This window comes from Larkinella insperata (assembly GCF_026248825.1).
Lineage (GTDB): Bacteria > Bacteroidota > Bacteroidia > Cytophagales > Spirosomataceae > Larkinella > Larkinella insperata.
This window is the reverse complement of the sequence record NZ_CP110973.1, coordinates 5,967,044-5,991,988: the sequence shown is the minus strand read 5'-3', so window position 1 is coordinate 5,991,988 and position 24,945 is coordinate 5,967,044. Positions and strand designations below refer to the sequence as shown.

The following is a 24,945-nucleotide window of genomic DNA, read 5'->3' as shown; positions in this document are numbered from 1 at the left end:
TATATTTTTATTCTGAAAGATCTAAAATTTAATCTTGTTTTTACTGATTTGACTTGTTTTTCAAAATTTTGACCCTAAATTTGAACCAACATTTCGGAAAATTGCAAATAGTAGGAATAGTAGATTTTAACTATAACGGGTATCTAAAACACTATAGCCATGCAGCCAAAACTTACACTCGTGGGGGCGGGTCCCGGTGACGGCGAATTGATCACCTTGAAAGGGATCAGGGCGCTTCAACAAGCCGACGTCGTCTTGTACGACGATCTGGCTAACGACAGCTTACTGGATTTTGCACCGAAGCACGCGCTGAAAACGTACGTGGGCAAACGAGCCGGTAAAGCGTCGTTTTCGCAGGAAGCCATCAATGACCTGATTGTGCGGCTGGCGCAGGAACACGGCCACGTCGTTCGGCTGAAAGGGGGGGATTCCTACGTATTCGGACGCGGGTATGAGGAATACGAACACGTTCGGCAGTACGGCATTGCCTGCGAGGTAGTTCCGGGCGTATCCAGCTGCATTGCGGTTCCAGCCTCGCAGGGAATACCGGTAACGGCCCGGGGGGTCAGCGAAAGTTTCTGGGTCATCACTGGCACCACACGCCACGGCGAACTGTCCGACGATTTGCGGCTGGCGGTCCAGTCAAAAGCTACGGTGGTGGTGCTGATGGGCATGAATAAACTGGCCGAAATCTGCGCCTTATACTGCCAGGCCGGACGGGGCCACATGCCGATGGCCGTCGTGCAGAACGGAACCCGGCTTAATGAGCAGTGTGTGGTAGGTCAGGTCTGGAAAATGCCGCATTTGGTAGCAGAGCAGGGCGTGGGGGCGCCGGCTGTGCTGGTCATCGGCGAAGTCGTTACGTTGCATCCGGCCTATCTGGTGGAGTGCCTGCGGGGGCTGTCGGTGGCGGTATAACTAAAAAAGCCGATCCGGTGTGGGGGCACCTTTGGATCGGCTTAACGGGTTCGTCTATGTAAAACACAAACGGTTCAAAGAAAATGAAAAAACAGACGTAAAGCAAATTCCGCTGCTGCCGTCCTTCGGGAGCTGCCGACCATTTGTATCCAGTAAGTAATTCCAAGATTCGTCTTCACAGGCTGTTGCCGACTACGCCCATTCCGGGAATTCGACTGTTTTTGCGCTGGCCGCGCTTTTCTTTCAACCCACTTATGCCATGAATTTCTACTTCAGGCGGATGGCTCTCGTATGCTTTCTGCTGACGCTTCTCCATACCCAACTCCGGGCGCAGATTTCGTTGGTTGGTCAGCTTCGCACGCGGACGGAATTGCGTGACGGCTACGGCAATCTAACGCCCAAAGACAGCCGCACGGCTGCATTTACGTCGCAGCGTACCCGGCTCATGTTCGGCTACAAAGGAAGCCGGGTGCACGTTAACGTAGCCGTACAGGACGTGCGGGTGTGGGGCCAGGATGCCTCCACCATCAGTGCCGCCGACGGGAACCGGTTAATGATCCACGAAGCCTGGGCCGATTTGACGCTGATCAACCGGGCGGATAGTACCCTGAAATTCAGACCTATTGACCGATTATCACTCAAACTAGGTCGGCAGGAGCTGGTTTATGATGACGTGCGGCTACTGGGTAATCTCGACTGGCTTCAGCAGGGGCGCCGGTTCGATGCCGCCTTACTGAAAGCGCAGCACCACGGCTGGGCGTTGGATGTAGGCGTCGGCTTTAATCAAAATACGGATGCGTTTGGCGTGACCGGAACGGGTTATACGCCCGCCAACGCTCCAACGTCGGCCTTGTCGACCCAGAACGTTTCGCTGCCAGTTCCGGCTGGTTTTTTACCAACCGTCGGAAAAGGCGGAGCGCCGGTGGTGGCTAGCGCCGTCAGCACGAATGGTCAGAACCAGCAGTTCAAAGCGTTTCAAATGGCGTATCTTATGCGTCAGTTTAACAGCCCCGCATTTGGCCGGACCAAATTCTCGGCGCTGGTCTTCAAAGATGATTTTTCGAAATACCGCATCGACTCGCTGGGCAGCGTTACAACGGGTTACGTATACGGACGCCGTTATGATGTTTCTGGCGTAAACTCCCGACTTACTTACGGGGCCATGCTCACGGGCCAACGGGAAATTTCGGGTATCAAAACCGGGCAGATTCTGTGGCAGGCGTTTGGCTATGGGCAAACTGGCCGTGATCGCGACGGCCTGCGTATCCGCAATGCCTATCACTACGGAGCGAACGTTACGTTCCAGAAAGGGTTGCTGAGTGTCACACCCGGTTACGAAGTCCTTTCCGGAACGAACGCTGCCCACGCCAGGCCGGGCGAAACGGGCCGGTTCGATCCGCTGTATGGGACACCCCACAAGCACTGGGGCTACATGGATTATTTCTACGTCGGTACAGGCTCGCCGGTTGGTGGGCTGAAAGACGCCTTTTTGAAGTTTAAATACGCCGGGAAACGGCTAGCCACCGCCCTGGATGTACACTATTTCGCCCTGGCAGCCACCACCTATAACAAAATGCCGGACGCTCCGGCGGGTGCTGTGCTGGATTCCAGACTGGGTCTGGAATACGACTTCACGGCAACGTACGGCCTGAACAAATTTACGACCCTGGAAGCGGGTTACGCGCTGATGAGCGGCACCAACACGCTGGAATACACCAAACAAGGCACCATGAACCAGAAAGCTAAGCTGGGAACCTGGGCCTACCTGATGATCAACATTCGCCCTGATTTTTTCGCTAACTAAAAAGCTTGAACCAAGATGAACTCACGTGCTAATAAACCGTTGGAAACGCTGCCCGTATTCAGTTTTAGCGGTATTCAAATGCGGACGTTTCACATCACCTGGATGACGTTCTTTGTCTGCTTTTTCGGCTGGTTTGGGTTGGCTCCGCTGATGCCCGCCATTCGCGCCGATCTGGGCCTGACCAAACCCGAAGTAGGCAACACGATAATTGCTGCCGTTTCGGCCACCATTTTTGCCCGGCTGATTATCGGTCGTCTTTGCGATACCTGGGGGCCACGGAAAACCTACACGGCTTTGCTGGTGCTGGGGGCGTTTCCGGTCATGCTGGTTGGTCTGGCCCACGATTACACCACCTTCCTGCTATTCCGGCTGGCTATTGGCGTGATTGGGGCGTCGTTTGTGATTACCCAGTTCCACACGTCGATGATGTTTGCGCCCAAAATCAAAGGCACGGCCAACGCCGTTGCGGGCGGTTGGGGGAACCTCGGCGGGGGCATTACCCAGTTAGCCATGCCCCTGATTATGGCCACCATCATCGGTTTCGGCTACACAAAACCAGAAGCCTGGCGGCTGGCGATGATTGTACCGGGTGTGATGATGCTCATCATGGCATTTATTTATTACCGATTTACAAAAGACACACCCAACGGAAACTACGAGGAGATTCGGCGCACGGCGGATAAAGGGGAGAAGGTTAGTTTCGGGAAAGCGTGCGCTGATATCCGGGTGTGGGCGCTGGCGCTGGCATATGCTTGCTGCTTTGGCATGGAAATCACCTTCGATGGGGTGGCTTCGCTTTATTTCTTTGATAATTTCCACATGCAGGAAACCGAAGCGGGCTTCTGGGCCATGCTGTTCGGTTTCATGAACATTTTTGCCCGGGCGCTGGGCGGGATTGTGGCCGACAAAGTAGGGGCCAACTACGGAATGCGCGGCAAAGGCGTTCTGTTGGCCACTATGCTGCTGCTGGAAGGGCTGGGCATTATGCTCTTTGCCAATGCCGGAAACCTGCCGATGGCCATTCTTTCCATGATTACGTTCGCGCTATTCCTGAAAATGGCCAACGGTGGTACCTACGCTATCGTGCCCTTTGTCAATCCCAAAGCGGTCGGGGTAATTTCCGGCGTAGTCGGGGCGGGCGGCAACATCGGCGGAATGTTGATGGGCTTTCTCTTCAAATCGCAGACGATCAGCTATGGCGAAGCCTTTCTGTACATCGGGGGCATCGTTGCCATCACCGGGCTGCTGCTGTTTCTGGTCAACTTTGGTAAGACTACCGTTGCTCAACCTGCTGAGGCAAAGTTGCAAACAGCGTAAAAGGAATTAAGAATGAAGGGTTAAGAAGTATGAGTTGCTCCGCCTGTTTATAACTCTTTATTCTTCACTCATAACTCATCACTAAAAATGACTCATCAAACTACCTGTTGTTACTGCGGAGTTGGCTGCGGAATCGTGGTCAAACAGGAGCCGAATGGCCGACTGACGGTTGAGGGCGACAAAGAACATCCGTCTAATCGCGGAATGCTTTGTTCGAAGGGGATGAATCTGCACTATACGGTGATGGATGGGTCAGATCGATTACTGTATCCGCAGATGCGGTTTGGGCGGTCGATGCCGTTGCAACGGGTTGGCTGGGATACAGCTCTGGAACGGACCGCAGCCATTTTCAAGACATTCATTCAAAAATACGGCCCTGATTCTGTGGCGTTTTACGTGTCGGGGCAGTGCCTGACGGAAGAATATTACCTGGTTAACAAGCTCATTAAAGGGTTTATTGGCTCCAACAACATCGACACGAACTCCCGGCTTTGCATGAGTTCGGCGGTGGTCGGTTATAAGCTTTCGCTGGGTGAGGATTCCGTACCCGTCTGCTATGACGACATTGAAGAGGCCGATGTTTTCTTCGTGCAGGGCGCCAATCCGGCCTGGTGTCATCCCATTCTCTGGCGTCGCATCGAAGCGCACAAGACCGCTAACCCGCACGTCAAAATCATCTGCGTAGATCCCCGCCGGACGGATACGGCCCGCTCGTCGGATCTTCACCTGCCAATTCGGCCCGGCACCGACATTGTGCTGAACAATGCCATTGGTCGCCTGCTGATCGAAAACGGCTTTGTTGATGCTGATTTTGTGCTGGACCACACGGACGGTTTTGCCGCCTACCGCGAGCAGGTGATGCAGCGAACGGTGGAAGAAGCGGCTGATCTCTGCGGAGTCGAGGCCGAAGCCATTCAGCAGGCGGCTGCGTGGATTGGGCGTGCCAACGGTTTTTTGTCGCTCTGGACGATGGGCCTGAATCAGTCGGTGGTGGGTGTCAACAAGAATCTGTCACTCATCAATTTACACCTGATTACGGGAAAAATTGGAACACCCGGCAACGGTCCGTTTTCGCTGACGGGCCAACCCAACGCAATGGGCGGTCGGGAAGTAGGCGGTTTGGCCACTAGTTTACCCGCGCACCGGGAGGTGACCAACGCCACCCACCGCGCGGAAGTCGAAGCGTTCTGGCAGGGACCGGTCAACATTGCCCCCAAACCGGGGCTGACAGCCACCGAAATGTTTGAGGCACTGGCGAAGGACGAATTAAAAGCCATCTGGATCATCAACACGAATCCAATGGTGAGTATGCCGGATGCCAATGCCGTTGAGAAAGCCCTGAAAAAAGCGCGGTTTGTGGTGGTGCAGGATGTTTCAAGCCGGGCCGATACGGTCGCTTTTGCCGATGTGGTGCTACCCGCTGCCGCCTGGCTCGAAAAGGAAGGCACCATGACCAACGCCGAGCGCCGGATTTCTTATTTGCCCAAAGTCCTCGACGCACCGGGCGAAGCGTTGCCGGATGCCGAAATTATCTGGCGGTTTGCGCAGAAAATGGGCTTTGGCGAATCGTTCAACTATACCTGTGCGTCTGAGGTGTATCAGGAATACACCCGCATCACCGCCGGTACAAATATTGACGTTACCGGTGTTAGCTATGAATTATTGAAAAAACACCGCACGGTGCAATGGCCGTTTCCGGAGCAATCAAAGGAAAACGGTGTGGGAACGAAGCGACTTTTCGCCGATCATCGGTTTTACACGGCAAATGGTCGGGCGCAGATTCACGCAGTTCCGGATGGGAATGCGTCGGAGCCGACGGATGAGGATTTTCCGCTCGTGCTGACCACGGGCCGAATCCGGGACCAATGGCACACCATGACCAAAACCGGTCGGGTGGCGAAACTAGGCCAGCATATTCCGGAACCCCTTTTGCAAATTCACCCTAACGATGCCAGAATCCGCGGCATTCGTGAAGGCCAACTGGTTTTGGTGCAGGGCCGACGGGGCGAGGTTCGGGTGAAAGCCCAATTGACCGAGGACGTTCGTCCGGGGCTTTGTTTTATGCCCATGCACTGGGGCAAAATATTGAACAACAATCAGGTACGAGCCAATAATTTAACCAACGCGTTGGTTGATCCCCGGTCGAAGGAACCCGATTTTAAGTTTACGGCGGTCGAGGTGAAACCTTATCGGAAGCCAGCGGAAAAAATTGTCATTATCGGGGCCGGTTCGGCGGGATTGGGCTTTATCAATGCCTACCGGGCGTTGGAAACGGAGGACGAAATTCACGTTTTCTCCAAAGAGATTTATCCCTTCTACAACCGGGTGTTGCTGCCTGATTACATCAGCGGAGCGCAGTCCTGGGAACAACTCGTGAAGCTGCGCGAAGAGCAATTTGCGGAAAACCGGATTGTTGTGCATAAAGGCGTCAGCATTGTCCATATCGACCGGAAAGCTAAAATACTGACCGACAGCAACGGGCAGGAACACCCGTACGACAAATTACTGCTCGGTACCGGCAGCCGTGCCTTTATGCCCAAAGGCGTACCCCGTCTACCGGGCATTTTCAACATGAGGTCGCGGCTGGATGCGGATTCACTGATGCCCTTTCTGAAGCACGGACCGGACGGAGCCGAGCCGCACGCGGTCATTGTCGGGGGCGGTTTATTGGGCCTTGAGCTGGCTGCTTCGCTGCGTCAGATAGCTGTCCGCGTGACGGTTATCCAGCGGGCGGGACGGTTTATGGAGCGCCAACTCGATCCATTGGCCAGTGAATTACTCAACCTGGAGCTCAAAGACCGGGGTATTGACGTCTATTTTAACGAGGAAGTTCAGACGTTTGCCGGAACGCAGCAGGTGGAAGGAATTCAGTTAAAATCGGGGCTAAAACTGCCGTGTCAGGTGGTGGTGCTGGCCATTGGAACCGAACCAAACATCGAACTGGCGCGCGAAGCCGGGCTGGAATGCAACCGGGGCGTGGTGGTCAACGATTATCTGCAAACATCGGACCCGGACATTTTTGCCGCGGGTGAGCTGGCGCAGTGGAACGGTCAGATGTGGGGCATTACGCTGGCCGCCGAACAACAGGCCGAGGTGGCTGCCCGATTCCTGGCTGGCGATGTGTCCAAGCCGTATCGCGGTAGCCTTTCGATGAATATTCTGAAAATGGAAGGCCTGCATCTGTGCAGCATCGGTTTGCCCGAAGTACCCGCTAACGCCGGATTGTCGGGCCACGCTGAGTACGAAGAAATTGTCTTTATCGACAAGGCGAAACGGTACTACAAAAAATGCATTGTTCACGGCGATAAGCTGGTGGGAGCTATCCTGGTTGGCGATAAGAACGAGTTCCGGGAGTTTCAAAACCTGATTGCCAACGGACTTGAACTGTCCGAAAAGCGGCTGCAACTGCTCCGGGCAAGCAAGTCCGTCGACCCCGTGGAGGGCAAGCTGGTCTGCTCTTGCAACAGCGTTGGCCAGGGCAATCTCGAACGCGCCATCGCGGATGGCTGCACCGACTTCCAGCAACTCTGCCAAAAAACCGGTGCGGGCACCGGCTGCGGCTCCTGCCGCCCGGAAGTGCGCAGCATCCTTTTGGGGCGTGAAGAATTAAACGTTAAGAGTTATGAGGTAAAAATTACCAGTTAACTAGAATGCATCAGCCAACTCTTAATTCATAACTCTTAACTCATAACTGACCATGCGTGACTATTATACCTTGAAAATCAACATCCCGGCGGGGATCGTTTCGCCCGGTGCGTTGCAGCAGGTGTTGACGGCGGCTCGCAGCGCCAACGTTCGGCAGGTTCGGTTCGGGGCGCGTCAGCAGTTGTTGATGACGGTACATTACGAAGATATGCGGGCGCTGGAAAAAGAGTTGAAACAGTTGCCGGTGCGGTATGAGTTGAATTCGGAGCGGTATCCCAATATCATCAGTTCGTATTGCGGGGAAGACGTGTTTAGGACGGGAGCGTGGCTGCGGGAAAGTGAGTACCACACGGTGTTGGATCAATTTGAGGAGCCGCCCCGCCTGAAGGTTAACCTGTCGGATTCGAATCAGAGCTTTACGCCATTTTTTACGGGTAATCTAAACTTCATCGCTTCGCCTGAGCCGCACTTCTGGTATCTGTACGTCCGCCCGAAGCAGAGCAATACCGTGTTTCGCTGGCCGGATTTGATTTATACCAACGATCTGGGGCGGCTGGCCAAAGCCGTTGAAACGGCCCTGCTGGAGGGCTGGAACGCAGGGGCGTCGATGGATGAAGAAACGCTGTACGCGCTGGTTACGCACCGGCAAGCGTTCATTACGCAGCCCGCAACGCAGGAGGTTGAGTTGCCGGAATTTTCGCTGCCTTATTACGAAGGATTCAACCGGTATGGACAACGGTCGTGGCTGGGACTGTACCGGAGGGACGAACAATTTTCGATTGATTTTCTGGTGGATGTCTGTGCGTTATGCCTAAAAACCCGCATCGGTGAAATCTGCGTAACGCCGTGGAAATCGCTGATTGTGAAAGGGATTGAGGAAAAAGATCGTTCATTATGGTCGTACGTGCTGGGCAAGCATAACATCAATGTTCGTCACGCGGCTAATGAACTCGCCTGGCAAACCGAAGACCACAACGACGAAGGACTTGGGCTGAAAAACGACATTATCCGGTATTTTGGCAAACACGATACGCGCACATTCGGGCTTTGTTTTGGTGTGCAGACGCGGCCCAAATCCGAGGTGTTCGGCTCCATCCTGATTCGTAAACGACCGCTGTTGAGAATAGGTCATCTTCATTTGTTTAGTGTTTACGATCTCTATTTTACTGAAAACTTTAACCCCAATAGCCGCACCTATTTCCGGTTTGAGAAAGGGTTGCTGAAAGCCTTTGTGCCCCACCAGATCGACCGCCTGTGCCGGAAGTTTAACAACCGACGGTCGCAGGAAAATGGGAAAACCGTGCGGCTGGAAGCAGAATCGGCCGAGTTGGTCGTCGACGCGGAAAATTGGGTGCACCAGTGCCCATACTGTTTTACCGTGTACAATCCGCAGTACGGCGATGAGCGCAGCGGTATTCCGGCCGGAGTTCCGTTTGAAGCATTATCCGCTAACTACAGCTGTCCCACTTGTGATGCGCCGAAAAGCGAGATGGTGGAGGTGGTACTTCCGCTGATCAAAGCTGATTAACCATCCGGATAGCACTTATTTGCCCCTTGTCTCTTTCAACTCGTTTAAATTATGAAGCCGCAAGCCGTCGAAACTGTCTTTTTTGCCTTTGAGAACGATTTTGTCGATACGTTTCGGTGTATTCCGATGATTGTGCGGTATAAGCTTGACACGTGCGGCCTCAAGCTGAAACTGCCCGAGTGGGTCAAATTGAGCGCCTTGGAAAAGCGCGAATTGGCGGTGCGGCCCTGTTATACGGAATCCGAAATTGCGCAATACCGGCATTGCCTCATCGACTGTGTGGCTAAACGCTGCCAGAAAACCGTCAGCGAGTTACCGCCGGTGGATGCCAGTTGGGAGGAGTTGGGGCGAGTGCCCGACGAAGTGCAACAGAAAGCGGCCGAATGGAATTGTCCGCCTTTAACGGTGGCGCAGTGGATGCAACTGGATGTCATGCAGCGGTTTGCGCTGGTGAAATTAAGCCGTTCCGGGCATGAAGGCAGCAATTTTCCCCGGGCTTTGGCAGAGTTTGGACTAGGGTCTTAACTGCTGAAATACCGCTTGTAGATCGGTTTTCGGTACGCAAATAAGCCGTACATAATGGGGTACAGTAGAAAATCCGTCAGTCGCGTGGGCGTCCGAAACGTCACCTCGTCGGCGATTCGGGTGTGGTTTCCCTCGCCAATAAGACGGTGTTTGTGGTGCCAGTAAACCAGAAAAAACGGTAATCGGGTACCTTGATCGATAAAGTAAATCTCCTGATCCGTTTCCTCCTGCCCGGTAATCCTGCTGATCCAATCCTGTTTAAACAGCAGAAAATTCAGCTGCAAATGCACTGTATCCCCTTTTCGACAGCCATCAAACCGGACGACTTTCACGGGTGGAAACGGCGGACTCAGTTGGTTGAATAAGTGCCGTGTGAAGCCCTCCCAAACCCGGTGCATGGGTTGTTCAACCCGCGTATGAATCCGAATCAGCATAGTTTACGTTGTAGCCAGTGCTTTGTAAAGAGTTACCTTACCGCTATTGTTCGCGATCATTCAAATTAAATTCTTCACAACGCGTCCAAAGCCGGCAGGGAATTGAATTCGAATATTTATATTGCACGTACAAATAAATTTGAAAGGTATGCGCAATTTTCTGTTGGCGACCACGCTTGCTTTCCTTGGAATGGCAAACCTACGGGCGCAAGATCTGGACTTTGCTACCACCGGTGGCGGCTGGACATCCGGTTCTCTATCAAAAAGCTACACCACAATAGGTTCTCCGGCAACCAACGTCTCGGTGGTTATCACCGGAACCACAACGGGATTTCAGGCCAATCAGCCGGCACATAACGCCAATGGGCTGGGCCAGAATATGAATTTTACCAGCAACACCCATTGCATCACCACCACCATTACATTCTCGCCCGGCATCAGCAATCTTTCGTTTTTAGTTCGTGATGTAGACCGGGGCGCTTTGGCAACCGGCGGGAACGGGGCTTACAATTACGTCGATCAGGTGATCATCACTGGTCAGAATGGTGCCGCGGCTGTCACACCCGCCATCGGTGCTGCTTCGGTAGCGGGGGCCAATACCGTAGTCGGCAACGTCATTACCGGTACGAACAACAACGTGGCGCCGGTGAATACCGTTCTGTTCAGCGGTTTGGTCACCCAGGTTGTCATTCAGTATTGCAACGGTCCTAATGTAATTGCTAATCCCGGTACGCAAGGGGTTACCATCGGCGATCTTTCGTGGGAAGCGGCTCCGTTACCCGTGCGGTTAGTTTCTTTTCAGGGACAGGTTCGGGAGAATAACGTTGTGTTAAACTGGGAGACGGCTTCTGAAGAAAACAGTGAGCGATTTGACCTAGAGCGCAGCACGGATGCGCTGGAGTTCGAACGGATTGGCCAGCAACCCGCCGTTGGCACCAGTCAGGCTCGGCAGTTTTATACCTTCACGGACGAAAATCCGCAACCCGGTATGAACTATTACCGCTTGCACCAGGTCGATTACGATGGGCAGTTTGAAAATTCGAAACCAATTGCGGTTGAGTTTAAACCTGCTGACGCATACCTGAAGGTCTATTTTGCATCGTTTCACGGTATTTGCGTCGAAACCGGCGAACCGTCTCCCCACTTTCGGGTACTGACACCCGCCGGACGGTCAATCCAGCATCGGGTTGAAACGCTGGGTGACAATCGTTATCTACTCCATCTTTCACCGGCCCCAAACGGGTTAGTCATTTTTCAGCTTGTAACGAAAAATGGCGTGTTCACTAAAAAACTGCTCAATCTGTTGTGATGGACAGGGTGACACGAAAATAAAAAATCGGAGCCGACCGGCTCCGATTTAATGAATTGGAAAATAGAATCGTCAACCGTTCGGCTGATGACCGACTACGGTTTTGCTTGACTACAAGTTCTCCAGAATCCGCTCGATGGAAACTTCCTGGCCAATGCGGCTTTTCAGTTCGCTGATGGGAACGCGGACCTGCTCGGTGGTATCGCGGTAGCGGATCGTGACGGTATTGTCTTCCAGCGTCTGGTAGTCGACGGCGATGCAGAACGGCGTACCGATCAAATCCTGGCGGGTATAGCGTTTGCCGATGGCGTCGCGCTCTTCGTAAATCACCCGGAATTCGCTGCGCAATTGCTTCACAATTTCCTGCGCCTTTTCCGGCAGACCATCTCTACGCATTAAAGGGAAGACAGCGGCTTTCACCGGGGCCAGCGCCGGGTGCAGTTTGAGGTACGTACGGGTTTTCTGGTTTTCGCCTTCGCCCACCACTTCTTCCGTGTAAGCGTTGCAGAATACGGCCAGAAAAAGCCGGTCGGCGCCGACGGACGTTTCGACCACGTACGGAATGTAATTGCCGTACGGTTTGCCGTTTTCGTCGAGGTCGTTGTCGAAGTACTGCTGCTTTTTGCGGCTCAGTTCCTGGTGGCTTTTCAGGTCAAAATCCGTGCGGGAGTGGATGCCCTCGATTTCGCGGAACCCAAACGGAAACTGGTACTCAATATCGACGGCTGCGTTGGCGTAGTGCGCCAGCTTTTCGTGAATGTGGAATTTTAGCTTTTCGGCGGGCAGTCCCACGGCTTTGTGGAAGTTCAGCCGGGTATCGCGCCACTTTTCGTACCATTCCATTTCGGTGCCGGGGCGAACGAAAAATTGCATTTCCATCTGCTCAAACTCGCGCATCCGGAACGTAAACTGCCGGGCCACGATTTCGTTGCGAAACGCTTTACCGATCTGGGCAATTCCGAACGGAATCTTCATCCGGCCGGTTTTCTGCACGTTCAGGAAGTTGACAAAAATGCCCTGTGCGGTTTCGGGCCGTAGGTAAATCAGGCTGGCGTCTTCGGCCACGGAGCCTACCTGCGTCGAGAACATCAGGTTAAACTGCCGGACTTCGGTCCAGTTGGCGGTTTTGGAAATCGGATCCACAATGCCCTCGCTGATGATCAGCTCCCGAACACCGTTGAGGTCGCCCGCGTCGAGCAAACGGCCCATTTCAACCAGCAGTTCATGGCCTTTGTCGGCTTGTCCGTTGGCCGCGTATTCTTCGGCTTTCAGTTCGAGTAACTGGTCGGCGCGGTAGCGTTTTTTAGAATCTTTATTGTCGATCATCGGATCGTTGAACGAATCAACGTGTCCCGATGCTTTCCACGTCAGCGGGTGCATGAAAATGGCGGCATCGATGCCCACCACGTTTTCGTGGACCTGGGTCATGGCTTTCCACCAGACCGTCTTGAGGTTATTTTTTAATTCCACACCGTTCTGACCGTAGTCGTAAACGGCCTGTAACCCGTCGTAAATTTCACTGGACGGGAACACGAAACCGTATTCTTTGGCGTGGGAAATAATGTCTTGCAGCGAGGTGGCCGGAGCCGGCTTTGGTTTTGCTTCTTCCATGATGCCGCAAAAATACAGATTAGACCATCGCCTGACAAAATTTTTATCTTTTTAGGCCAATCGCTCACAGGAAGATAGCTTACAAAGATCCCGTTCGTGGGTTACGGTGTCACTAAGGCAACGAATCCGTGGTTTCGGAGTATTTCCGCCAGCATCCGCAGGCCCCATTCCTCGCTACGCCGGTGGCCGACGGCCAGTACGGCCATGCCGGTTTCATCAACGGCTTTCTGCGCGCTTTTGCGGTATTGCCCGGTCACGTACAGGCCGGCCCCCCGCGCAGCCGCTTCCCGCACCAGCGCATCGTTCATAGCCCCGACAACGGCAATCCGTTCCGGGCGATTTTGGTGGCCCGCTTTCGCTTCGTCGTAGCCGCCAAACTGTTCCGCAATCCGGTGGCACCAGCCGGTAAAATCAAGCTCTACAACCGGTCCGATCATGCCGATGGGGCGAACCGGAAAGCCGGGTGCCTGTTTGGTGCCCAGAACTTCCGGAATGCGGGTAGCCGTCCACGACATTCCCAGCGCATCCGCCAGTGGGTGATTGTAGCCAATCGTCAGGTGCTCATCAAAGGGCAGGTGATGAAACAAAACCGGAAAGTCAGGCGGTAAAACCGACGGATCAAGTTGCCAGGGGCGGTGGAGCCAGAGCGCGTCAATGCGGTTTTCGTGCAGCCACGCTGGCAGATCCGGCCCCGGTTCGAGCGCCAGCCCCAAGCGATGAAGCGGCCGGTCCGAAGCGGCAGCATTGGGCCGCTCATACACACCGCCCTGTTCGTCGGGCGGATAGCGAACGGTGTTGAAAAATGACGTAAGAAACGCAGTCAGCTCCGATACCAGCATGGAAGTTCCCAGAACACGGTTTACTGAAGCGTTGCCAGTTCGCTTTTCAGCTGCCGGATTTCTTCCTGCATGGCTTCAATTCGCTGCAACAGGTGGCTGATTACATCCAGGCCGTCCAGATTAATATTTAGGTCGTAATGCAGGTTACTGAATTTCTCGACGGTTGGTAACTGATGAAACGGGATGCATTGTCGCTCCTCTACCAACACCAATTCAATGAGTCCGTAATCGGCCAGGGAAAGCACGAATGTTTGGTCAATTGTGTATTTCTGGCAGTAATCTTCCACAAGAATCACCTCCTCCGATTGCATACCTTTATGTTTATAGTTGGGATAATTCTTTGAACAATTCCTTTTGTTTGTCGCTGAGTCCGGTTGGGATTTTAACCGAATAGGTCACGTACAGGTCCCCGAATTTTCCGTCCTGTTTGTACACCGGAAAACCTTTACCTTTCAACCGAACTTTCGTGTTGTTCTGGGTTTCGGGACTCACCTTCAGCTTGACTTTGCCGCTCAGGGTGTCGATCGTTATGTCTCCGCCCAGCACCGCCGTATACAAATCCAGGTCAACCGTCAGGTACAGGTCGTCGTTGAGCCGCTTGAAGGTCGGATCGTCGGCAATCACGAACGTAATGTACAAATCGCCGTTCGGTCCGTCGTTGGCACCGGGGCCGCCCTGGCCTTTGAGTTTGATCACCTGCCCATCGGCAATCCCGGCCGGGACGGTAATCCGAATGTTTTTGCCGTTGACGGTCAGCGTGTGCTGGTGCGTCTGGTAGGCTTCCTGCAAGCTGATGTGCAGTTCGGCCGTGTAATCCTGCCCCCGGAAGGAAGTTTGTCGCCCGCCCCGGGGTTGTTCCCCGAAAAACGACTCAAAGAAGCTGGAGAAATCGCTGCTTGAATACGGATCGCCCGCGTACCGTTGCCCGCCGTCCGTATTGGCGTATTGCCCCGACTGGCGGGCCTGTTCAAACTGCTCGGCCTGGCGCCAGTTCTCGCCGTACTGGTCGTATTTTTTTCGTTTCTCAGGATCGCTCAGAACCTCATTGGCTTCGTTGATCTGCTGAAACTTCGTGTTGGCTTCTTTGTCGTTGGGATTCAGGTCCGGATGGTATTTCCGGGCCAGCTTTCGATACGCTTTTTTAATGTCTTCTGTCGAAGCGCTTTTGTCGAGGCCGAGGACCTGGTAATAATCAATAAACGCCATAGCGGTGTTGGACTAAAATTGCGGAAGTTCGGCGGTAGTTATCGTACTGTACAGAAACTCACAATGGGTTGAATTGTTCGGAAGGCCCGTTTTTGCCCGTCCTGCAATTTAGAACGAGCACGGTGACCTTTCCGGAATTTAATCGTCTAAAAATCAGTATCGGGGAATTTATCCACACCATTTATTGAAGGAAACTCTGGTTTCTGGTATGAAGAAAGTCGTAGCGCTGCTCCGGGATTATTTCGGCGTGTCGCAGCAGGAAGCCCGGGGAATGTTTGTGCTGCTGTTGTTCACGGGTTTGCTGTTGCTACTGCCAGTGGCCTACCGCCTGTTTGTGCCGGACCAGGTTCCGGATACCTCCGAAGCCGACCGGCGACAGCTCGATAGCCTGGTTGCCCTGCTGGAGGTCGACAAAACCGTTTCGGAAGACCGGGATGCCAACCGGCCGGGCCGCTACGAACCCGCCGTTGCGTCGGAAAAAGCCGAACGGTTTGCCTTCAACCCCAATGCTATTGATGCCGGAAGCTGGCAGCGACTGGGCGCGCCCCGCTGGCTGGCCGAACGCATTGTCCGGTACCGTTCCAAGGGCGGACGGTTTCGCCAGAAAGAAGATTTGCTGAAAATCTACGACTTCTCACCGGAGTTTTACGCTGAGCTCGAACCGTACATCCAGCTTGCCGCTGAAAGCCGGGCGGATAAACCGTACGAGCACCGCGAGCGGTATGCCCGCAAGAAGGACTTGGGTGATAAACCCTATCCGTCCGGCAGACCGACTTATTCGGGTGAACGGTTGGCGAAACCGGTTCTGCAACCGTTCGACATCAACACCGCCGATACCACTGATTTGATAAAACTGCGGGGAATTGGCTCCAAACTGGCGGGGCGAATCATCAAGTTTCGCGACGGTCTGGGCGGGTTTGTCTCGGCGGATCAGTATGCCGAAGTGTTCGGGCTGGATTCGCTGGCCCTGGAAGAGCTGAACAAATACGGTCGGGTTCTATCGCCGGTTAAAAAACTGGCGATCAACACCGCCACCGCCGAAGAACTCGACCGCCACGTCTACCTGTCGAAACGACAGGCGGAAATTATTGTAAACTACCGGGCGCAGCACGGGCCGTTTGTCTCGCCCGAGTCACTGCGCACAATCCGGGTGCTCGATGCCAAAACCATCGAACGACTAAAACCGTACCTGGAATTTTAGAAATTCGGTTTCAGCAAGTACTTCATGTAGAAATCATCGATGGCTTTTACGGCATCTTCCGCCGTATCGACCAGCGAAATCAATTTCATGTCGCCGGGGCTGATGTTGCCTTCCTGCCCGAGCATGACTTCTTCGATCCAATCGACCAGGCCCTTCCAGAACGTTGTTCCTACCAGCACGATGGGAAAGCGGGCGATTTTTTTCGTCTGAATCAGCGTGAGCGATTCGAACAGTTCGTCGAGCGTGCCAAAGCCGCCCGGCAGCACAATGAACCCCTGCGCATATTTCACGAACATAACCTTCCGGACAAAGAAGAAATCGAAGTTGATGTTCTTGTCTGGATCGATGTAAATATTGCTTTCCTGCTCAAAGGGGAGGTGGATGTTCAAGCCGACGGATTTTCCGCCCTGTTCGAAAGCGCCTTTGTTACCGGCTTCCATGATGCCGGGTCCTCCGCCGGTGATGACGCCGTAGCCGTGCTTCACGAGTTTAGCCGCAATTTCTTCGGCCATCTGGTAATACGGATTGTCGGGTTTGGTCCGGGCCGATCCGAAAATCGACACGCAGGGTCCGATTTTGGCCAGTTTGTCGAAGCCTTCAACAAATTCGGCCATTACCTTGAAAATAACCCAGGAGTCGGCAATTTTTATTTCGCTCCAGTTTCGGTCCTGAAACGCTTCCTTGATGCGTTGTTCGTCCGGGGTAAGGAGTAATTCGTCGCGTTTGGGTAGATCTTTTTTGATTTGGGAAACATCCTGTGTTTCCGACCGCTGTACGGTTTTTTCTGCGTCCATATAACTAATGTATCTCTAGGAGTTAGGGCGGTTACGAAATTTAAAAGGCGGTATGCAGCGCAGCCTTCAAAATCTGTGAGCCGTTTAACTCGCTGATGGTGGGAGTGTTTGTGATCTATTTGCCGGCAATAAACGGGTATCCTCCAGCGGTTTTTGCGAAATTTCTGTTTAGAACAGCATAAATGCTGCGTAATTGATTGCTTAATTTGTCAGGAATTCCAGACTCGTTTGGGTCCGGAGAACTGGCGAGTTAATTAACCCGGCAGCGGTTTTAGAGTTGAACCGGAACATAATAACGCAATATTCAATTTTTAGTTTCATTTACTACGGAAATCCTATGAAACCCTCTGTTGCTGTTGGCGCCGATCATGCCGGCTTTGCGTATAAACAGGAAATTGTGGCCTGGCTGGAAAAAGAAGGCTACCTAACGAAAGACTTCGGTACCTACTCGGAAACCTCCGCCGATTACCCGGATTTTGCGCACCCGGTAGCAATGGCCGTGGAAGCCAAACAATTCGATTGGGGAGTTCTGGTTTGCGGCAGCGGCAACGGGGTAGCCATCACGGCCAACAAACACCAGGGCATCCGGGCCGCTCTTTGCTGGCTTCCCGAACTGGCTGAACTGGCCCGGCAACACAACAATGCCAACGTCCTCTGCCTCCCGGAGCGCTACATTTCGGCGGAAGAAGCGCTGGAGTGTGTCAAACGGTTTTTAACGACCGACTTCGAAGGCGGGCGGCACGAAAAGCGCGTCGGTAAAATCAGTTGCTAAGGGCTTCTTCCTTCCGGCGGTAAATGCCGTCCTGTTCGGTTTTTTCGTACGAAGCCGCCAGGGAGGGTGCGCGCAGAAAAAGCTTTTTAATAACGTTCTCCTTGTCGATGATGTAACGGGGCGGGTCTTTGCGCAGGTGGTCGTACACGCTGATGACGTTTTCGTAATTGTCCAGACTCCGTAAATCATACTTGGCCAGGTCCCAGTTCAGGTAAGGCGTGGCGACCTGGTTGTTCCGGTAGGCGCTGATGTCTTCGCCGATTACCAGAATTTTCTGCTTTTGAATGAGCCGGTCGATGGGCGATGTTTTAACCTGCAACGCACTGAGCCGGCCCAATTCCCAGTTCCGCACCAGCGGCAGCGCGCCCTGGTAAAGAATGAGCAGGGTAAACGCAAAAACACCCGTAAAAATCAGTTCCGCCACAAACTCCCGGCGAATTCCCTGAAAATAGTAAGCGGCAAAGAAAGCCAGCGCCGGTACGAAAATGATAAACAGCATCGGGGCCAGAAAAGGCATCAAGCCAACCGACACCAACGCCGTTAGCCCCCAGATCATCATGATTTGCTGACACCGTTGCTGAAAGTTGACGTACCGCGTCGTTTGCCGAAATAGGCTCAGCAGCCCCAGCGTGCCCATCGCGAAAGGGAGGAACAACGAGGCCGCCAGCGTCTGAAAGTCCGTCAGATCGTACTGCCGAACCCGAAACACAGACGACAGCAGGTTGCGGTTGAAATCGTCGAGACTATCGGCCAGATAATAATACAAAACCGTCAGCAGAATCGGGAAAGCGAACCCGAAAATCAGCAGGGAGTGCTGGCGGAAACTGGCGCCCGTATAAAGCAGCAGCGACATCAGCGCCCAAATGATAAACAGAGCCGACGGTAGGTAAAACAGGGCCGACAGGCTGATGTAGAAGCCGACTTCAAAAACTTCGTCGGTGGCGCCCCGGCGGTCCATCTGTTTGACAAGCGTACCGAAGGCCAGCAGCAGAAAAGTCGTGGAGAGCAGCGTCGGAGACAGGGTACTGCAGTCAAATGACATGTTCAGAAACAGGGCGTAAATCAGGCCCGGAATCCAGTTGCGGTCAGGGTAAATGTCGCGCACGTTCATCACCCAGTTGAAATAAAACACCTGAAAAGCCGCCACGGCCGTACCGGCCACGTGGTAGGCCAGGTGCGACCGCCCAAATGCCAGATCGAGCAGCCAGTAGACCAGGGCCGACAGCGGACTGACACTGTCCCAGATGTCGCGGTAAAGCAGATTCCCGTTATTCATTTGCTCACCCACCAGCATCCAGTTCAGTTCCGGAATCAGCAGGGGGGGCGGAGACAGCAGAAACGGCAGACGAATTAAACCGAGCAACAGCAGCAGGCCGACAATCTGAAGAGTGGAGTTAACCCGAAAAAAACTTAACAAGTGATTAGTTGTTTTACCGTAAATATCCTCAAATGGAACGACGAAATTAGCGCTTTCAATGAAAGAAGTCGAATAAAAGGCGGATATTTGCGGGAGTCAACGAAGGATGGCGGGCTGCACGGGTGGCCCCACGAAGTAATAATGAATCCCTGCATCCGAACAATGAATCCGGATCTATGTAAGTATTCATTATGCATTAATTTTTTTAAAATGGAATCGAAACGACAACAGAAAGTAGCGAGGTTACTGCAGAAAGATCTGAGCGAAATCTTTCAGCGCGATAGCCGGCACCTGTTCAACGGGGCGTTCATCACCGTGACGAACGTACGTGTGTCGCCCGACCTGAGCATTGCGCGGGTGTACCTGAGCTTTCTGGCTACTCCCAATAAGGAAATGCTTCTGGATATGATCAAGGAAAGGGGCCGCTCGATCCGCCAGCAACTCGCTGACCGGGTTCGTCACCAGCTCCGGATCATCCCGGAACTGCACTTTTTCCTCGACGATACGGCCGAATACGCGGCTAAAATGGATGCTCTTTTTGCTAACCTGGATATTCCGCCTGCCCCGGAAGAGGATGATGAGGAATAAGGCACTTTCCATCCCATGAACCTCCCTCTCTGGATTGCCCGGCGGTATTTTTTCTCGAAACGCAAGCGCAGTTTCATCAACCTGATTTCGCTGGTGTCGATGCTCGGCGTGGGCGTAGGCACAATGGCGTTGGTGGTTGTCTTGTCGGTATTCAACGGCATGGAGGAATTGAACCGCATGATTTTCAAAACCTTCGAAGCCGACCTGACCATTTCACCCGCACAAGGCAAGCGCCTGACGGTGACGCCCGGCCTGTTGCAGACCATTCAGAAAACGGGGCAGGTCAATCTGGTTACGCAGGTGATTGAAGACAACGCCCTAGCCCGTTACCGCGATGGTCAAACCGTGGTCAAATTGAAGGGAATTGATAACTCGTACCTGCAACGGCGGCAACTCGACACGGCGCTGGTAGAAGGGAAGTTACGGCTTCAGGAAGACGGGGTCAACTACGCCCTGGTGGCCGAAGGGGTACGGAATGCCCTTTTGATTTCGATTGAAGACTTGCTGACTCCATTGGAGCTCTGGTATCCGCAGAACCGTAAATCCTATACGGTTTTGTCGGCAGATGCGTTTAACCGGGGAGAGTTTGCGGTGTCGGGGGTGTTCTTTATTGAGGATAATTTCAACGATTACGTGCTGGCGCCGTTAAACGTGGTGCGCGAATTGGTTGGCTATCAACAAAATCAGCTATCTTCGCTGGAATTGCAGGTGAAAGCCGGTGTGGATATCGACCGGCTGAAAAAAACGCTGCAGCAGCAACTGGGTGGTACGGTAGAAATCAAGGATCGGGATGATTTGAATCCCGATTTGTTCCGGGCCATTCGTGTCGAGAAATTATTTGTTACCGTTACGCTGGCATTTCTGGTGCTGGTGGCGTCGATCAACATCTTTTTTTCGCTGTCGATGCTGGCAATCGAGAAGAAAGACGACGTCGCCATTTTGTACGCCATGGGCGCATCTCCTTCGCTGGTCCGGCGGATTTTTCTGTTTGAAGGGTCCATTGTGGCTTTCATCGGAGCCATTGTCGGGTTGGTGCTCGGCATTGCGCTGTGCCTGCTGCAGCAACGGTTTGGGTTTGTATCAATGGGCATTGAAAGCTCGCTGATCGACGCGTATCCGGTAAAATTACAGGCAAACGATTTGATTATTACTACGCTCATTGTCATTAGTGTAACCATCCTGGTGTCCTGGTTTCCGGCCAGAAAAGCGGCCGCCGTATCCAAAGCCGTTGATAGTGTACAGTAAAGAAGAAAAACAACTTACTAAAAAACGAATTGCGTCGTTGTGAACAAGGCTAAGTGATTACTAGTATGTTTAAACCTCTCCCAAATAGCGTTCTCTTCCTACTTCTTTTAATCAGCAGCAACTGGGCGCTGGGGCAAACCAGTCGTTCGGCCGATGCCGACAAAAAAAACCCTGCCTCGTCTACCAACGGCCCCTACAACCCGAGCCGCACGCTGCCACACGATTTGATCCACACCCGGCTCGATCTGCGTTTTGACTGGGTGCGCCAGTGGGTGCACGGCAAGGCCCAACTCCGGTTCAAACCGCATTTTTATCCCCAGAATACGCTCGATGTTGATGCCAAAGGCTTCGACATCAAAGGCGTGTTTCTGCTCGATACGCTCAAAACCGGCGAAACGGTATTTGACACCCTGAACTATACCTACAACGATCGTCAGAAGATTCACATCCTGCTGCCCCGGACCTACACCCGCGCCGATACCTTCGACATTCAGATTGCCTACACGGCAAAACCAAACGAACGGCCTATGGGCGGCAGCGCGGCCATTTCGCAGGACAAAGGATTGTATTTTATCAACCACGACGGTGCCGAACCGGGCAAACCCCGCCAGATCTGGACGCAGGGCGAAACCGAAGCCAATTCCTGCTGGTTTCCGACGATCGACACGCCGAACGAGAAGATGACGCAGGAAATCTTCCTCACCGTCGACAACAAGTACCGGACGCTCTCCAATGGGAAACTAATTTCGGCGACCCTCAACCCCGACAGCTCGCGCACCGACTACTGGCGGCAAACGCTGCCCCACGCGCCTTACCTGGCAATGGTGGCCGTCGGTGAGTTTGCCTACGTGAAGGACTCGCTACCCGCGACACCCAGCCGGGGAGCGCTGGAGGTGAGCTATTATGTTGAACCGGCTTACGAAAGTTCGGCCCGCGCCATTTTTGGCCGGACGCCGGAGATGGTCGAGTTTTTCGAGAAAAAATTTGGTGTTCCATACGTCTGGGAAAAATACAGCCAGATTGCCGTGCGGGATTTCGTGACCGGGGCGATGGAAAACACCACGGCGACGGTTCACGGCGAAACCGTGCAGATGGACGAGCGGCAACTGGTGGACGGTAACTCCGACGATGTGATTGCTCACGAACTGGCGCACCACTGGTTTGGCAATTTGACAACCGCCGAATCCTGGGCCAACCTGCCGCTGAACGAAGCCTTTGCCACCTACGCCGAGTACCTCTGGCGCGAACACAAAGAGGGCGTTTACTCGGCCGACATGCACGGTCTGGACGATCTCAACCAGTACATCGCCGAAGCCGAAACCAAGCAGGAACCGCTCATCCGGTATCATTACACCGACCGGGAGCAGATGTTCGACAGCCATTCGTACGCCAAAGGGGGGCGGGTGCTGCACCTGCTGCGGAAAACCGTGGGTGACGATGCCTTTTTTGAATCCCTGGCGGTCTATCTGAAACGCCACCGCTTCAAAACCGCCGAGTTGAGCGACCTGCGTGAAGCGTTTGAGGACGTGACCGGCCAGGACCTGAACTGGTTCTTCAACCAGTGGTTTCTCAAACCTGGCCACGCCGTGATCAAAGTGGACAAAGAATACCGGCAGGGTGGGGTACAGCTTACGGTTCTGCAACAGCAGGATTCGACCCGCACGCCGATTTACCGACTGCCGGTGAAAGTCGATATCTGGGTGAAAGGCCAGAAAAAAAGCTACGACGTGGTGGTTGATAAAGCCAAACAGGTGTTGAATTTCCAGGTCGAACAACGCCCGGATCTGGTCCTTTTTGACGCCGACCACCGGATTGTGGGCACGGTAGATCAGGAAAAAAACAAACCGGAGCTGGTCTTCCAGTTTTACCATACCGATAATTACCTGGACAAATACGAATCGATTACGCGGCTGGAAGACAAAAGCAACCTGATCGACTCGACGGTCCGGCACATGATGATGGACGCCATGAACGACAAATTCTGGCGCATCCGGCAGGTGGCCACCGGCAATTTTGCGGAGTACGACGGGCAGGAATTTACGGAAGTGGAGCGGATTGTACAGAGCAAAGCCCGCAACGATGCCAAATCGCTGGTGCGGCAGGAAGCCATCAACACGCTGGCATCGTACGCCGATAACGTCAACGATCCGTTGTTCCGGGAGGCCCTGAACGACACCTCGTACGCGGTGGTATCGTCGGCGCTGGATTCGTACCTGATGTCGAAACCCGGCGACGCCAGCGAAATAGCCTCCCGGTTTGAGAACGTGCCGAACGGGGAGATCGTGACGGCCGTTGCCAACCACTACGCCAGTTCTCCTGATACCAGCCGCTACAACTGGTTCATCAACAAGATGAACACGATGAAACCGCAGGACCTGTATAACTTCCTGCAGGTTTTTGGTAAATACCTCATCCGCTCCGGGGCCGATATGCAGCGGCAGGCCATTCCAATGCTGGAGGTGATGGCCCGCACCAGCCCGGCTTATTTTGTGCGGTTTGGCGCTTACCAGGTGCTCGGTCTGCTGCAGGACATTGAGGGCGTCAAATCCATGCGCAAGGACATTCGCCTGAGCGAGCGTGATCCGAAACTGAAAGAAATGTACGAGCAGTTCAAGGATTTTTAATCAGAAAATTACCCAACAAATCCCAACAAAACCTATGAAGAAATCCCTCTTCACTTCGATTTTTATTGCCTTTTTGGGCATCACAACTCTATTGGCCGGTCCGATTGATGGAAAATGGACCGGAAAAATTGGCGACGATTACGCATTGACGCTGAACCTGAAGGCGGAAGGTGATAAACTAACCGGAACCATCGGTAACAACGACGGCGATCTTCCCATTAATGATGGAAAAGTAAACGGCAACGAATTTTCGTTTGTGACCGAGTATCAGGGCAATAAGCTTCCGATCAAAGGCCGGGTAGAAGGTGAAAAGCTGTATTTATCCGTCGATTACAACGGTACGGAATTAACCGGTACCTTCACCAAACAGGGTGGTTCGGCGACCGCCAGCGCTGCTCAGCAGCCCAAAGCAAAACCGGAAGATACCGAAGTCTGGAACCCGGTACCCAAAGTGGTCACGCCGGGCAAAACGCCGTTGGATGCGCCCTCCGACGCCATCATTCTGTTCGACGGTAAAAACCTGGATCAGTGGGTATCGGTGAAAGACAAATCGCCTGCCCAGTGGACGGTGAAAAATGGTTTGCTGACCGTCAACAAAGCTGTCGGCAACATCGAAACCAAGCGCTCGTTCAAGAATTACCAGCTCCACATCGAGTGGAAAATTCCGGAAAAAATTACGCTGACGGGGCAGAGCCGCGGTAACAGCGGTATTTTCCTGGCGTCGACGGGTGGTGGTGATGCCGGTTACGAGTTGCAGGTGCTGGACTCGTACGAAAACAAAACCTACTCGAACGGTCAGGCCGGTAGCATCTATAAACAAGGCATGCCGTTGGCGAATGCCAGCAAAAAACCGGGTGAATGGCAGGTGTACGACGTAATCTGGACAGCCCCGACCTTCAATGCTGACGGTTCGGTGCAGACGCCCGCCCATGTAACGGTCATTCACAACGGAGCCGTGGTTCAGAACAACTTCGAGCTAAAAGGTGAAACGGTTTATATCGGACAGCCGCAGTACAAAAAATACGATGCCGCCCCGATTAAGCTCCAGGCGCACGGTGACCCCAGCGAGCCGATCAGCTTCCGCAACATCTGGGTTCGGGAGTTGTAACACGTATCGGAGTGAAATTCCTGACCGGATCGAACCCGCGGCCGAACCGCCGGAATCGAA

General features: G+C 53.5%; 20 protein-coding genes. 13 read left to right on the top strand and 7 right to left on the bottom strand.

Annotated features, from left to right (window positions below):
• The first annotated feature begins 159 nt into the window (after positions 1-159).
• The 6 genes from cobA (at position 160) to OQ371_RS24100 (ending at position 9,737) form a co-directional block, all read left to right on the top strand.
• Positions 160-918: a uroporphyrinogen-III C-methyltransferase gene (cobA, locus tag OQ371_RS24125; protein ID WP_265990969.1), complete on the top strand. Its 759-nt coding sequence runs from the start codon at positions 160-162 to the stop codon at positions 916-918.
• A 259-nt stretch (positions 919-1,177) separates the two neighbouring features.
• Positions 1,178-2,722 (top strand): alginate export family protein, encoded by a 1,545-nt coding sequence (locus tag OQ371_RS24120; protein ID WP_265990967.1) that lies wholly within the window; start codon positions 1,178-1,180, stop codon positions 2,720-2,722.
• A 15-nt stretch (positions 2,723-2,737) separates the two neighbouring features.
• Positions 2,738-4,039 (top strand): NarK family nitrate/nitrite MFS transporter, encoded by a 1,302-nt coding sequence (locus tag OQ371_RS24115; RefSeq protein ID WP_265990965.1) that lies wholly within the window; start codon positions 2,738-2,740, stop codon positions 4,037-4,039.
• 87 nt (positions 4,040-4,126) lie between these two features.
• Entirely contained in the window at positions 4,127-7,684 is a 3,558-nt protein-coding gene (locus tag OQ371_RS24110) for a nitrate reductase (protein ID WP_265990963.1), read from the top strand.
• Between the two features lie 52 nt (positions 7,685-7,736).
• A complete protein-coding gene (locus OQ371_RS24105) occupies positions 7,737-9,212 on the top strand; it encodes a rubredoxin (RefSeq protein ID WP_265990961.1) in 1,476 nt (491 codons plus the stop codon).
• Positions 9,213-9,263: 51 nt separating this feature from the next.
• Positions 9,264-9,737 carry a nitrate reductase associated protein gene (locus OQ371_RS24100; protein ID WP_265990960.1) on the top strand — a complete coding sequence of 158 codons (474 nt, stop codon included), beginning with the start codon at positions 9,264-9,266 and terminating at the stop codon, positions 9,735-9,737.
• Here OQ371_RS24100 and OQ371_RS24095 read toward each other — a convergent pair.
• Positions 9,734-10,171, bottom strand: coding sequence for an SRPBCC family protein (locus tag OQ371_RS24095; protein ID WP_265990959.1), 438 nt, complete (start codon positions 10,169-10,171; stop codon positions 9,734-9,736). The genes OQ371_RS24100 and OQ371_RS24095 overlap by 4 nt on opposite strands.
• 190 nt (positions 10,172-10,361) lie before the next feature.
• Here OQ371_RS24095 and OQ371_RS24090 point away from each other — a divergent pair, with 190 nt between their 5' ends.
• Entirely contained in the window at positions 10,362-11,480 is a 1,119-nt protein-coding gene (locus OQ371_RS24090) for a hypothetical protein (protein WP_265990957.1), read from the top strand.
• A gap of 111 nt (positions 11,481-11,591) precedes the next feature.
• Here the strand turns inward: OQ371_RS24090 and OQ371_RS24085 are convergent, their stop codons facing one another.
• The 4 genes from OQ371_RS24085 to OQ371_RS24070 all read right to left on the bottom strand — a co-directional run bounded on the left by OQ371_RS24085 (position 11,592) and on the right by OQ371_RS24070 (position 15,136).
• On the bottom strand, positions 11,592-13,091 hold the full coding sequence (locus OQ371_RS24085) for a glycine--tRNA ligase (RefSeq protein ID WP_265990955.1): 1,500 nt from the start codon (positions 13,089-13,091) through the stop codon (positions 11,592-11,594).
• Between the two features lie 101 nt (positions 13,092-13,192).
• Positions 13,193-13,930, bottom strand: coding sequence for a Nif3-like dinuclear metal center hexameric protein (locus tag OQ371_RS24080; RefSeq protein WP_265990954.1), 738 nt, complete (start codon positions 13,928-13,930; stop codon positions 13,193-13,195).
• A gap of 20 nt (positions 13,931-13,950) precedes the next feature.
• Positions 13,951-14,241, bottom strand: coding sequence for a chaperone modulator CbpM (locus tag OQ371_RS24075; protein ID WP_265990952.1), 291 nt, complete (start codon positions 14,239-14,241; stop codon positions 13,951-13,953).
• Positions 14,242-14,251: 10 nt separating this feature from the next.
• Positions 14,252-15,136, bottom strand: a complete 885-nt coding sequence (locus OQ371_RS24070; RefSeq protein ID WP_265990950.1) for a DnaJ C-terminal domain-containing protein — start codon at positions 15,134-15,136, stop codon at positions 14,252-14,254.
• A gap of 208 nt (positions 15,137-15,344) precedes the next feature.
• Between OQ371_RS24070 and OQ371_RS24065 the strand changes: the two genes are divergently transcribed.
• A complete protein-coding gene (locus OQ371_RS24065) occupies positions 15,345-16,337 on the top strand; it encodes a ComEA family DNA-binding protein (RefSeq protein ID WP_265990949.1) in 993 nt (330 codons plus the stop codon).
• On the opposite strand, the gene OQ371_RS24060 is transcribed toward OQ371_RS24065, so the two are convergent.
• Positions 16,334-17,131 (bottom strand): LOG family protein, encoded by a 798-nt coding sequence (locus OQ371_RS24060; RefSeq protein WP_265990947.1) that lies wholly within the window; start codon positions 17,129-17,131, stop codon positions 16,334-16,336. The genes OQ371_RS24065 and OQ371_RS24060 overlap by 4 nt on opposite strands.
• A 337-nt stretch (positions 17,132-17,468) precedes the next feature.
• Between OQ371_RS24060 and rpiB the strand changes: the two genes are divergently transcribed.
• Positions 17,469-17,903 (top strand): ribose 5-phosphate isomerase B, encoded by a 435-nt coding sequence (gene rpiB, locus OQ371_RS24055; RefSeq protein ID WP_265990945.1) that lies wholly within the window; start codon positions 17,469-17,471, stop codon positions 17,901-17,903.
• On the opposite strand, the gene OQ371_RS24050 is transcribed toward rpiB, so the two are convergent.
• Positions 17,893-19,320: a DUF6427 family protein gene (locus OQ371_RS24050; RefSeq protein ID WP_265990944.1), complete on the bottom strand. Its 1,428-nt coding sequence runs from the start codon at positions 19,318-19,320 to the stop codon at positions 17,893-17,895. The genes rpiB and OQ371_RS24050 overlap by 11 nt on opposite strands.
• Before the next feature lie 210 nt (positions 19,321-19,530).
• Between OQ371_RS24050 and rbfA the strand changes: the two genes are divergently transcribed.
• The 4 genes from rbfA (at position 19,531) to OQ371_RS24030 (ending at position 24,885) form a co-directional block, all read left to right on the top strand.
• The gene (gene rbfA, locus OQ371_RS24045; protein WP_265990943.1) at positions 19,531-19,908 is read left to right on the top strand and encodes a 30S ribosome-binding factor RbfA; all 378 of its coding nucleotides are present in this window, start codon (positions 19,531-19,533) and stop codon (positions 19,906-19,908) included.
• Between the two features lie 15 nt (positions 19,909-19,923).
• Positions 19,924-21,153, top strand: a complete 1,230-nt coding sequence (locus OQ371_RS24040) for an ABC transporter permease (RefSeq protein ID WP_265990942.1) — start codon at positions 19,924-19,926, stop codon at positions 21,151-21,153.
• 65 nt (positions 21,154-21,218) lie between these two features.
• Positions 21,219-23,777, top strand: a complete 2,559-nt coding sequence (locus OQ371_RS24035; RefSeq protein WP_265990941.1) for a M1 family metallopeptidase — start codon at positions 21,219-21,221, stop codon at positions 23,775-23,777.
• A gap of 34 nt (positions 23,778-23,811) precedes the next feature.
• The gene (locus tag OQ371_RS24030; RefSeq protein ID WP_265990940.1) at positions 23,812-24,885 is read left to right on the top strand and encodes a 3-keto-disaccharide hydrolase; all 1,074 of its coding nucleotides are present in this window, start codon (positions 23,812-23,814) and stop codon (positions 24,883-24,885) included.
• The last annotated feature ends 60 nt before the right edge of the window (positions 24,886-24,945 follow it).

Bases quoted from the DNA above. Each gene is read 5' to 3' on its own strand.
- cobA (WP_265990969.1), top strand. From the start codon at position 160: ATGCAGCCAAAACTTACACTCGTGGGGGCGGGTCCCGGTGACGGCGAA.
- OQ371_RS24120 (WP_265990967.1), top strand. From the start codon at position 1,178: ATGAATTTCTACTTCAGGCGGATGGCTCTCGTATGCTTTCTGCTGACG.
- OQ371_RS24115 (WP_265990965.1), top strand. From the start codon at position 2,738: ATGAACTCACGTGCTAATAAACCGTTGGAAACGCTGCCCGTATTCAGT.
- OQ371_RS24110 (WP_265990963.1), top strand. From the start codon at position 4,127: ATGACTCATCAAACTACCTGTTGTTACTGCGGAGTTGGCTGCGGAATC.
- OQ371_RS24105 (WP_265990961.1), top strand. From the start codon at position 7,737: ATGCGTGACTATTATACCTTGAAAATCAACATCCCGGCGGGGATCGTT.
- OQ371_RS24100 (WP_265990960.1), top strand. From the start codon at position 9,264: ATGAAGCCGCAAGCCGTCGAAACTGTCTTTTTTGCCTTTGAGAACGAT.
- OQ371_RS24095 (WP_265990959.1), bottom strand. From the start codon at position 10,171: ATGCTGATTCGGATTCATACGCGGGTTGAACAACCCATGCACCGGGTT.
- OQ371_RS24090 (WP_265990957.1), top strand. From the start codon at position 10,362: ATGGCAAACCTACGGGCGCAAGATCTGGACTTTGCTACCACCGGTGGC.
- OQ371_RS24085 (WP_265990955.1), bottom strand. From the start codon at position 13,091: ATGGAAGAAGCAAAACCAAAGCCGGCTCCGGCCACCTCGCTGCAAGAC.
- OQ371_RS24080 (WP_265990954.1), bottom strand. From the start codon at position 13,930: ATGCTGGTATCGGAGCTGACTGCGTTTCTTACGTCATTTTTCAACACC.
- OQ371_RS24075 (WP_265990952.1), bottom strand. From the start codon at position 14,241: ATGCAATCGGAGGAGGTGATTCTTGTGGAAGATTACTGCCAGAAATAC.
- OQ371_RS24070 (WP_265990950.1), bottom strand. From the start codon at position 15,136: ATGGCGTTTATTGATTATTACCAGGTCCTCGGCCTCGACAAAAGCGCT.
- OQ371_RS24065 (WP_265990949.1), top strand. From the start codon at position 15,345: ATGAAGAAAGTCGTAGCGCTGCTCCGGGATTATTTCGGCGTGTCGCAG.
- OQ371_RS24060 (WP_265990947.1), bottom strand. From the start codon at position 17,131: ATGGACGCAGAAAAAACCGTACAGCGGTCGGAAACACAGGATGTTTCC.
- rpiB (WP_265990945.1), top strand. From the start codon at position 17,469: ATGAAACCCTCTGTTGCTGTTGGCGCCGATCATGCCGGCTTTGCGTAT.
- rbfA (WP_265990943.1), top strand. From the start codon at position 19,531: ATGGAATCGAAACGACAACAGAAAGTAGCGAGGTTACTGCAGAAAGAT.
- OQ371_RS24040 (WP_265990942.1), top strand. From the start codon at position 19,924: ATGAACCTCCCTCTCTGGATTGCCCGGCGGTATTTTTTCTCGAAACGC.
- OQ371_RS24035 (WP_265990941.1), top strand. From the start codon at position 21,219: ATGTTTAAACCTCTCCCAAATAGCGTTCTCTTCCTACTTCTTTTAATC.
- OQ371_RS24030 (WP_265990940.1), top strand. From the start codon at position 23,812: ATGAAGAAATCCCTCTTCACTTCGATTTTTATTGCCTTTTTGGGCATC.